This window comes from Rhodopseudomonas sp., from assembly GCF_048594845.1.
GTDB lineage: Bacteria > Pseudomonadota > Alphaproteobacteria > Rhizobiales > Xanthobacteraceae > Rhodopseudomonas.
Genome location: NZ_JBMDXE010000383.1, coordinates 1 through 9317 on the forward strand (window position 1 = coordinate 1; position 9317 = coordinate 9317).

A 9317-nucleotide genomic window follows, 5' to 3' on the forward strand; every position below is an offset into this window, starting at 1 on the left:
AGCCGGTTCGGGAACGCAAACAGCCATTCCACCACGCCGCCGATCACTCCGGTCAGCGCGGGCATGCCGGCGGGCGGCGCATAGGCAAAATGGGCGTTGACGATCGCGCGGTATTTCTGCGGCGTCTTCAGGCCGGGCAGCAGCGACGCCGCCGGGCGCGGCGGCACCGCCAGCACCACCGCGTCGTCGGGGCCGACCGCCACCACGTCCTCGCCGCCGAAATTCAGGGCGCCGACGCGGTCGCCGGCAGTCGTCAGCGAGCGCAGCTCGTGGCCGAACTGCACGCCCGGGCCGCTGCGGGCGAGTTGCTCGACCGCCGGCTCGACCAGCACGGCGCTGAGGCCGTCACGCGCGATCAACGGCCGGCAAGCGTGGCCGCCCGCCAGCAGCGTCTCGCGCACCACCGCGCCGGCCAGACCCGCCGAACCTTCCGGCGGATCGACGTTGAGCGCGGCGAGCAGCAGCGGAGCCACCAGCCGGTCGTACAGCGGACCGCGGCACGGAATCGTGTCGCCGATCAGCTTGCTGGTGGGCGCCCATAGCAGCGGCGCCAGCGCCAGGTAATCGCCGATCGAGGTGTCCGGCACCCGGCGCTTGGCATCGAACAGCCAGAACGGCAGCCGACCGCGGCCGAGATCGAGCTTCCAGCGCGCGTTCGATTTCAAATCCATGAAGTCGAATTCCGCGCCGGCCGGGCCGACCAGCCCCGCCTCAGTGCCGATCGAACGCGCGTAGTCACGTGCGGCGTGATTGCCCGACAGCAGCAGATGGTTGCCGTTGTCGATCACCAGATTGGTCTGGGCATCGAAATAGGAGCGGCAGCGGCCGCCGGCCTGCTGCATCGCCTCGTGAACCCGGACGGTGTAGCCCGCGCGCGCGAGCTTGGTCGCGGCGGCGAGACCGGAGATTCCAGCACCAATGACGTGAACGATTTTCGACATCACACGATCGCGTATTGCAGCAAAATGCCGATCTTCGCCGCCTTGCCGAGCTTGACCGGCGCCCGCGGCGGCGCGAAGCCGCGCGCGATCAGCAGCTGAAGGATGGAGAAGTAGTACTTGCCCATGATCCGCGGCGCCTTGACGACGCGGCGGGGATTGCGGCTCATCACCACGTCCGCGGCGTCGAAATGCTTCAAGGCCCGCGCCACCAGCGGCGCGCAGACATTTGGCAGCGCCGGATCTTCGGCGACAGTCATCGGATCGAGGCTGGTGATGCCGGCCGCGAGCAGTCCCTCGCGCGGCAGATACAGCCGGCCGAGACCCGCATCCTCGTCGATGTCACGCAGGATGTTGGTGAGCTGAAGGGCGCGGCCGAGATGATGCGCCAGCAGAATGCCGTCCTGTTCGGGCAGACCGAAGATCCGCACCGACAAGCGGCCGACCGCGCTCGCGACCCGATCGCAGTACAAATCGAGCGTGGCGTCGTTCGGCGCGCGGATGTCCGCGGTGACGTCCATCTCCATGCCGTCGATGATCGCCAGGAAGTCCTCGCGCTTCAGGCCGAAGGCGCGGACCGATTCCTGATAATCGGCCAGCCGCGGCGGCGGCGACCCGCGATACAGCGCGTCGATGTCCTCGCGCCAGCGCTGCAGGCCGGCGGCCCGCACGTCGCGCGGCTGATCGGAATCGGCGATGTCGTCGACGTAGCGGCAGAAGCTGTAGACTTGGAACATCGCCTCGCGCTGAGGGCGCGGCAGGATGCGCATCGCGGCATAGAAGGAGCTACCGACCGCAACGCCCTGATGCTCGGCCGGATCTGAAGTGGACTGCATGGTCATGCGCGCGGCGCCGGCTTCGACACCGCCCCCCTCCCGAAAGTGCGGCGGGCGATTTCCGATCCCACCGCGCCGACCGAGGCAAACAGGAATTCGATCGACTTCAGATGCACGCGCTCGCTCAGGGGATCGCGCACTTTCAGCATCTTGACGATCCGATCGGCGAAGCTCTGAATCACGGACACTTCCAGCCCGAGGCGGAAATCCTTGATCTCACCGGCGAGCGACCGGCCCTCGCCCAACAGCACGTCGTTGCGCGCAGCAAGGTCCTGCAGGCACTGCAGCAGCGCAGGCGAAGATTTCAGTAGGCCGAGCTCATCAACCTTGGCTCCGACCGCGTCCAGCGCGTCACGCGGCAAGTAGACGCGATTGAGATTGCGATAGTCCTTGCCGCAATCCTGCAGGTGATTGTTGATCTGCAGCCCGGCGCACAGTGCGTCGGACGCCGCCCAGGTCGAGGTGCTCTCGCCATGGACGTCGAGCATGAAGCGGCCCACCGGCATCGCCGAATAGCGACAATAGTGGATCACTTCGTCCCAGTCCTCGTAGCGCAGCTTGGTGACGTCCATCCGGAACGCGGTGAGCAGATCGAGCGCATGGCGCGGCGGCATCCCGCGCGCGGCCAGCGCCTTGCGCAGATTGACCGCCTCCGCCTGGGTCTCGCCGCGGCCGAGCAGCTCGGCTTCGAGCAGATCGAGGAAGCTCAACTTGGTCGGCGCATCGAGCATCGCGTGGTCGGCAATATCGTCGGCGGTCCGGACGAAATTATAGAACGCCAGAATCAACTCGCGATGCCGCGGATGGATGATCCACGACGCGACCGGGAAGTTTTCATCCCGGTGGGTCTTGCCGGATCGCAATTCGCTCGCAGACGTCATCGTTCTGGCTAACGCTCGGTTCGAACAGGGCGTCCAACTCTCGAATTCAAACTCTCGAGTTCGGACATGAAAAAACGCCACGAACGGACCCTCCCGGTATCCCGGGCTGATCCGTTCGCGCACGCCATATACGGGAAATTCGCCGGTGAAACCAACGATATTGACGCGGGCTGATTGCGACCGAGCAACGCCCGCCTCAGATCGTGGCTGCAAAGCCGCAGCGGGCGCTCGGCCCGCCCGGTCGGCGAATGCGATTATTGGCCGTGGTTGAGCAACACCTGGTTGCAGGCGCGGCTGATCTTCGGGCGGTTTTCCTTCAGACAGGCAAGGATCGCGAAATCGCCCTGGTCCATCAGTGCACGGCAGTGGCGCGACACGTCCCGCGAGCAGGCAGCCTGCTCTTCGGGCGTTCCGCTGCGCTGCTGTTGCTGTTGAGCATAGGCGCCGGTCGACACCGGGACGAGCAGCAACGTCAGCGCAAGCAAGATCTTATGCATTTTCTTCCTTCGGTGGTGCGGGGGAATTTCAATCGAGCATCGACCAGCGGCAAGGCGGAGCCAAAGGCTGCGAAGGCTCGATCGACTCTGAGGTTTACACAGTCATCGGCCCCGAATGCGGCCGAATTTGCACCGATACTGCGACACATGCGACCATGTTTCAAATGCAGTCGTCAGGCTGAGGGATTTCTTCGCGTGACGTTGCGAATTTGCGACAATTGCGACCTGTTCCGTCCAATCGCGGCCGTGGCCGGCGTGCTACAGCCCGGGTTTGCTCGTCGCCGAGTTCGTTTGCGCGGAACCAAGCGCGATATTATTTGATTTGAACCTGTCGGTACGCAAAGACACTAACAGGCTGATACGGCGCAGCGTCGTTTCGGCACGATTTTTCAGGGGTAGACAAGAATGACACTGCTTCGTTCATCCTCTTCGCTTCATGCGCTGAAGGCCGCCGGCGTCGCCGCTGCGATGCTGCTGTCGGCCTCGGCCAGCTACGCCGAGGGGCCGTTCGCAGGCTTCGAAGGCGCGTGGTCGGGCACCGGCACCGTGGCGTTGTCCGACGGGACGAAAGAGCGGATCCGTTGCCGAGCCACCTACAAGGTCGGCGGCGGCGGTAACCAGCTGACTCAGACCCTGCGCTGCGCCAGCGACAGCTACAAGTTCGACCTGTCCGCCGACGTCGCCAGCAGCGGTGACCGCATCTCGGGCAATTGGAGCGAAGCCAGCCGCAACATCAACGGCAACCTGCAGGGCAAGGCCGGCGGCGGCAATATCGAGGTGTTCGTCGAGGCCGCCGGCTTCGCCGCCAGCATCTCGCTGACCACCCGCGGCAACAAGCAGTCGGTCGCAATCAGCTCGAAGGGCGACATCCGCGGCGTCAACATCAGCATGACCAAGGGCTGATTTCTCGCGACGCTTTGGCTGCAAGCCGATTAAAAACAAAAGCCCCCGGACGGATCGTCCTGGGGCTTTTGGTTTGCACGATCATGAAACGTGATTCCGGCGCGGGCAGCCTCCGACAGTTGCGTCAGGCAGATTCCGCAGCGCCTTGCTCCGGCAATTCCAGCTCCAGCAGGGCTGAGCTGAGGCTTTTGCCGTGGGCGTCGAGAGCGAGCGATCGGGTGACGCCGCCGCCGAGCGCGTTGGTCAGCACGAAATTGAGCGCCGCGATATTCGGCAATTCGTAGCGCGTCACCTCGCCATGGACGATGCCGGCGAACAGCGACTTGATGCGTTCCGGCGTGACGTGCTCGCGCAGCAACGCATAGTTGGCGGGATCGAAGGCGATCACCGAGATGTTCGAGGTGTTGCCCTTATCGCCGGTGCGGGAATGAGCGAGGTCGCGCAGCTTCATGGCGGAAATCTCCGGATTGTGTCGCAGGCAGGCCGCGGCGCTGGCCGATTACACGTCGAACATCTGCAACGTCGGTGACGCCAGCTTCTTAGGCACCAGCACCGAAGCCACCGCGATGACTTCGCGCACCGCCTTGAAGGCGCCGCCGCCGCCGGCCGGCCCGTTGGTGTAGAGCGTCTCGACCTCGTTACCGACCAGCACCGCATCCTCGCGGTTGCCGGTCCGGCCGGCCACGCGGATGCGGACCTCATAAGGCTCGTGCCTTGCCGACAATTCCGCACCATGCAGCGCATCCATGCCGATCAGGTCGAAGCGCGCCTCGTCGAGCCGGACGCTGCACAGCGAGAGCCGCTCGCGGACGATATCGAGCGCAAGCCGTGCGCGCGCGACCGCGCCAGGCCCGGCATAGGACATTTGCCCCTCGCCCACATAGCTATCGATGAAGCCGACCGAGGTCTTGAACGTGTCGGTCGCGGGCTTGCCGGTCGCCCCCGAAACGCGAACGCGATCGGGGCCGATCTGCTCGATCCGAACCCGCGAGAAGTCGGCGATGACGTCGGGCTGCATGTAGTTGGCCGGATCATGGATTTCGTACAGCAACTGTTCCTTGCAGGTCGCCTCCGTCACGGCGCCGCCTGATCCCGCGACCTTGGTGATCACCACCTCGCCGTCTTGGCTCACCTCTCCGATCGGGAAGCCGAGCCGGGCCAGTCCTTCGACATCCTTGAAGCCGGGATCGGCGAAGTAACCGCCGGTGATCTGGCCGGCGCATTCGAGCAGATGGCCGACCAGCACGCCCTTGCCCAGCCGGTCCCAGTCGTCGAGCGCCCAACCGAATTCGTGGATCAGCGGCGCCAGAAACAAAGCCGGATCGCTGACGCGGCCGGTGATCACCACGTCGGCCCCCGCAGCGAGCGCCCGTACGATCGGCTCCGCGCCGAGATACGCATTGGCCGACAGCAGCCGGTTGCCGAGGTCACCGACACGGCCGTCGAGCTCGAGGAACGGCAGATTGCCGTCACGGCAGGCGTCGAGCACGTCGTCACCGCCGACCGCGGCGATCTTGAGGGTCCTGACGCCGAGATCCTTGGCGATCCGCGCGGTGGCTTGAGCCGCGGCGCGCGGATTGGCGGCGCCCATATTCGTGATGACCTTGATGCCCCGCGCCTTGCAGATCGGCAGCACCGCGCGCATCCGCTGCTCCAGCAGCGGATCGAATCCTGCGTCGGGGTTCTTCATCTTCTCCTGCTGCGCCAGCGCGATCGTGCGCTCGGCGAGGCATTCGAAGCCGAGATACTGGATGTCGCCCTTCTCGGCGAGTTCGACCGCTGGCTCGATACGGTCGCCCGAATAGCCCGCGCCCGAGCCGATCCTGATGGTTCTCACGCGGGCACCTCCCTGGTCAGAGCGGAGACAGGCCGAACCCGACGCAGACGAGGCTCATCACGTCGTGCTCCGCGGTTTCCGAAGAGATCCGAGCCGCGCGCGAGTGGCGCGGCTGGGAGATCAGATCACCGTCCCGGCCTTGCCCCGGCCGCGCAGCCGTTCGGCCATGCTGATCAGCCACATCGCGGTGGGGCGCAGGATGAACAGATCGGCGATCAGCGCCGCCACCATGGCGAAGGCGCTGAGCCACCCGAACAGCCGCAGCGACGGCAGGTCTGAGAACACCGTAACGCCGAGGCCGCAGGCCAGCACCACGGTGGTGAGGATCAGCGCCGGACCGACCAGCACGGTGGCGCGCTCGACGGCCAACGCTGCACTGGTGCCGGGCGGGCTTTCGAGCCGCAGCCGGTTGAGGAAGTGGATCGTCGCGCTGAGGCCGAGGCCGAACGACACCGTCAGAGCCACCACGCTGGCGAATTGCAGCCCCTCTCCCATCACCCACAGCAAGGTGCCAGACAGCACGACCGGGAAGATGCCCGGCAGAATACAGGCGAGCATCACCACCACCGAGCGGAATGCGAGCCCGATGAACACCGCCACGAGCAGGAATTCGATGGTCAGGCCGTGGTTGAGCTTCGAGATCATGTCTGCACTGTTGCGCGCCGCGATCGCCGACAGGCCGGTGACCGCGACCTCGTAGCCCGGATACTTCTGCCGCACCGTGTCGAGCGCATGGTCGAGCTTTTGCACCACCGGCAGGATCTGCGACGAATCCAGATCCGGCACACGGCCCGACACCACCACAGCGGTCTGATCCGCGGAGATGAAGCGCCGGACCAGATGCTCGGGAATCACGTCGACATATTCCTTGAGCGTCGCCACGTCGTTGGTGTGCGCCTTCTCGGCCAGCCAGCGCCGCAGCGTCTCCAGCGACCAGACGTTTCCAACGCCGGCCTGTTTCTCGACCATGCTATGGACGTCGGCGATCACCTGCAGTGTCTCGGGCGAGTACAGCGTCTGGCCCTTCGGGAATTCGATCAGCACGTCGATCGGATTGGCGCCAGTGAGCTTGGCGTCGAGCCGGTCGCTCGCCTGCACCGCCTGCTCCTTGTCGGGCCCCTGATCGGCGAGCCGGTAGCGCGGCTCCAGATTGGCGTAGATCACGCCCAGGCCACCGACCAGCAGCAGCGCCAGCAGGCTGAACAGGCCGGGGTGGCCGACCATCCGCACCGCGATGAAAGCGCAGAATCGGCGCAGCGCGTTGACGCCGAGGTCGGCGCCCTGAAACTTCGCCGCGAACGCCTGCTCGTTGCGCACCAGCAGCACGCCGAACACTGGCACCAGCGACAGCACCGCGATCAACGCGATCACGGTGGCGACCAGACCGGCCTCACCGAACGCGCGGATCAGTTCAGAGTCTGAAAACTGCAGCGCGATGAAGGAAATGCCCGCCGTGGCGTGGGTCAGCACGCAGGCCGGCCCGACCACCAGCACTGCATTCTTGAACGCCGTATATTTGTCCTCTCCGGCGATCAGCCTGTCTCTTGCCGCGAAGGTGAGCTGCATCGAGTCGGCGAAGCTGATCACCATGATCAGCGGCGTCATCACGTTGAGGAACATGTTGAGGCTGAAGCCGGTCCAGCCGAGCACGCCGAGCGACAGCAGGATCGCCAGCAGCGGCGGAAATGCCGCCACCACCATGAACGAGATCTTGCGGAAGAACAGGATGGCGATAATGCAGCCGGCGAGGATGCCGGCAATGTTGTAGATCAGGCCGTCGCGCTCGACCGCATTGCGGATTTCGAGCTGCATCACCGGCACGCCCGACAACTGCCGCGACAGGCCGCTACCTTCGAGGTCCTCCGCCATCACCTTGCGGATTTCGCCGATCGTGGTGGAGAGCTTGTTGTTGCTGACGATCTCGGGCGACAGCGACAGCACGATAAGCGCCAGCGTACCGTCCTCCGACAGCAGCTTGCCGCGGATGATTTCGTTGCTCTTCACTGTGGCGATGAACTTGTCGTAGGCCTCGCCTTCCGGCAGTTCGTTCGGGAATAGCGCGGCCGGCAGCTTGCCGGGCTCCGGCGCCTGCCGGGCCGAAAACAGCGAAATCAGGCCGCGAACGCCATCAACGAGCTGCAGGTCGGTGACGAGGTCGCGGACTTTCTCAAGATTTTCACGTTCGAGAAGGGTCTTGCCTTCGACCACCACGAGCACGTCGTATTCGGTCGACGGGAAGCGCTTGGTGACTTCCTCGTACTGCTTGAATTCCTTCGTGTCGGACCGGAACAGTTGGCTCAGCGAGTCGTCGATCTTGATGCGCTGAATGCCGAAGATGGCGGCGACGACCAGCGCGACCAGGATAAGGCAGGACAGGATCGGTGCGCGGACCGCGATAAGTCCCATCCGCTCCAGCCCGAAGGCGATGCTGAGCTTCCTGCGGTGCAGCTCGTCGACTTCGGAGTCCGTGATGTTCTTGTGCAGCATGCGCTGTTCCGTTCTGGCGATCGTTCAAGTCCGCGACAATTCCGGCACGATTGCGACCCGCCGCACCGAAAGACGCCGAGCGAGCCGGTTCTGATCGAATCAGACCCAGCGCTCTAGGATAATTTCGACGCGTTTTCGTAATGCGAACCGGATTGCACTTCGCCCGAAAACGCTACCTTCCGTGACGACATGGGATTGTTTCATCGAGTGGAGTACAGCCCGACGCCCCCCGCGAGGGAGCGCACGGGGCACACTCGATCAGATTCGCACGGCCCGCGCGATCCGGTGCCATGCCGCGCGTCACACGGGCGCCGTCAGCTCCGGTGCGGAGGCACCTTCCCCGCTTTCGTCCTTCAGGGCAACACCGGACACGCCCCGTGACAGCGCCTCACGCACCAACCACGCGATCTTGAACGCGGCCTCATCGGCCGAAATCCCCGCGGCGTGGATGTTGGAGACGCAATTACGGTCCGCATCGGTGAGGCCGAGCTTCGGGCCGAGCGTCACATAGGCACCGAGGCTGGCCGGCGCAGAGAGACCCGGCCGCTCGCCGATCAACACCAGGACGATCCGGGCGCCGAGCAGCGCGCCGATCTCATCGCCCAGCGCGACGCGGGCGCCCGTCGCCACCACCGCCGGACCGACGCTGATGCCCGCAGCAGAGAGCCGCGGCAGCAGCCTGCCAACCACCTCGACGGCCTGGGCCGAAACCGCGACCGGCGACAGTCCATCGCCGACCACGACCGCGAGATCTGCGGCCGAGGTCTTCTGCTGGAGTACGGTGTGCGCGGCAGGATCGAGCTGCCGGCCGAGATCGGGGCGCGCCAGGTAGTCGCGGCGGCCCCCGGCCCGGCTCGCCACCAGCAGCGGCGTCAGGCCGAGGGCTTCCAGGTCGGCGCCCAGCGCGGCGGCATCGAACGGTGCATGCACCGCGTCGC

At 65.4% G+C, this 9317-nt stretch carries 9 protein-coding genes; 1 reads left to right on the plus strand and 8 read right to left on the minus strand.

Annotation, left to right across the window (positions count from 1 at the left end; all coding sequences use genetic code 11):
* The 4 genes from ACOJTD_RS26235 to ACOJTD_RS26250 all read right to left on the minus strand — a co-directional run.
* Nucleotides 1-941, minus strand: a 941-nt coding sequence (locus ACOJTD_RS26235) for a hydroxysqualene dehydroxylase (RefSeq protein ID WP_420135779.1), incomplete at its 3' end; no start/stop codon positions are given.
* Entirely contained in the window at nucleotides 941-1780 is an 840-nt protein-coding gene (hpnD, locus tag ACOJTD_RS26240) for a presqualene diphosphate synthase HpnD (RefSeq protein ID WP_420135780.1), read from the minus strand. The genes ACOJTD_RS26235 and hpnD, both read right to left, overlap by 1 nt.
* Nucleotides 1777-2655 carry a squalene synthase HpnC gene (hpnC, locus tag ACOJTD_RS26245; RefSeq protein ID WP_420135781.1) on the minus strand — a complete coding sequence of 293 codons (879 nt, stop codon included), beginning with the start codon at nucleotides 2653-2655 and terminating at the stop codon, nucleotides 1777-1779. The genes hpnD and hpnC overlap by 4 nt, the downstream gene beginning before the upstream one ends.
* 254 nt (nucleotides 2656-2909) lie before the next feature.
* A complete protein-coding gene (locus ACOJTD_RS26250) occupies nucleotides 2910-3152 on the minus strand; it encodes a hypothetical protein (RefSeq protein ID WP_420135782.1) in 243 nt (80 codons plus the stop codon).
* A gap of 405 nt (nucleotides 3153-3557) precedes the next feature.
* Here ACOJTD_RS26250 and ACOJTD_RS26255 point away from each other — a divergent pair, with 405 nt between their 5' ends.
* The gene (locus tag ACOJTD_RS26255) at nucleotides 3558-4055 is read left to right on the plus strand and encodes a hypothetical protein (RefSeq protein WP_420135783.1); all 498 of its coding nucleotides are present in this window, start codon (nucleotides 3558-3560) and stop codon (nucleotides 4053-4055) included.
* Between the two features lie 124 nt (nucleotides 4056-4179).
* Here the strand turns inward: ACOJTD_RS26255 and ACOJTD_RS26260 are convergent, their stop codons facing one another.
* From ACOJTD_RS26260 to eutC, 4 genes are all read right to left on the minus strand, one after another.
* A complete protein-coding gene (locus ACOJTD_RS26260) occupies nucleotides 4180-4506 on the minus strand; it encodes an AtuA-related protein (RefSeq protein WP_420135784.1) in 327 nt (108 codons plus the stop codon).
* 48 nt (nucleotides 4507-4554) lie between these two features.
* Complete coding sequence (locus ACOJTD_RS26265; protein ID WP_420135785.1) at nucleotides 4555-5892, minus strand: acyclic terpene utilization AtuA family protein; 1338 nt, start codon at nucleotides 5890-5892, stop codon at nucleotides 4555-4557.
* Nucleotides 5893-6012: 120 nt separating this feature from the next.
* The gene (locus ACOJTD_RS26270) at nucleotides 6013-8379 is read right to left on the minus strand and encodes an efflux RND transporter permease subunit (RefSeq protein ID WP_420135786.1); all 2367 of its coding nucleotides are present in this window, start codon (nucleotides 8377-8379) and stop codon (nucleotides 6013-6015) included.
* A gap of 300 nt (nucleotides 8380-8679) precedes the next feature.
* The coding region (eutC, locus tag ACOJTD_RS26275) for an ethanolamine ammonia-lyase subunit EutC (protein ID WP_420135787.1) at nucleotides 8680-9317 on the minus strand (638 nt) is incomplete at its 5' end.

What these genes read in the sequence shown, in the direction of transcription:
- ACOJTD_RS26260 (WP_420135784.1), bottom strand. Translation starts at nt 4,506, where the DNA reads ATGAAGCTGCGCGACCTCGCTCATTCCCGCACCGGCGATAAGGGCAAC.
- hpnD (WP_420135780.1), bottom strand. Translation starts at nt 1,780, where the DNA reads ATGACCATGCAGTCCACTTCAGATCCGGCCGAGCATCAGGGCGTTGCG.
- ACOJTD_RS26255 (WP_420135783.1), top strand. Translation starts at nt 3,558, where the DNA reads ATGACACTGCTTCGTTCATCCTCTTCGCTTCATGCGCTGAAGGCCGCC.
- ACOJTD_RS26270 (WP_420135786.1), bottom strand. Translation starts at nt 8,379, where the DNA reads ATGCTGCACAAGAACATCACGGACTCCGAAGTCGACGAGCTGCACCGC.
- ACOJTD_RS26250 (WP_420135782.1), bottom strand. Translation starts at nt 3,152, where the DNA reads ATGCATAAGATCTTGCTTGCGCTGACGTTGCTGCTCGTCCCGGTGTCG.
- hpnC (WP_420135781.1), bottom strand. Translation starts at nt 2,655, where the DNA reads ATGACGTCTGCGAGCGAATTGCGATCCGGCAAGACCCACCGGGATGAA.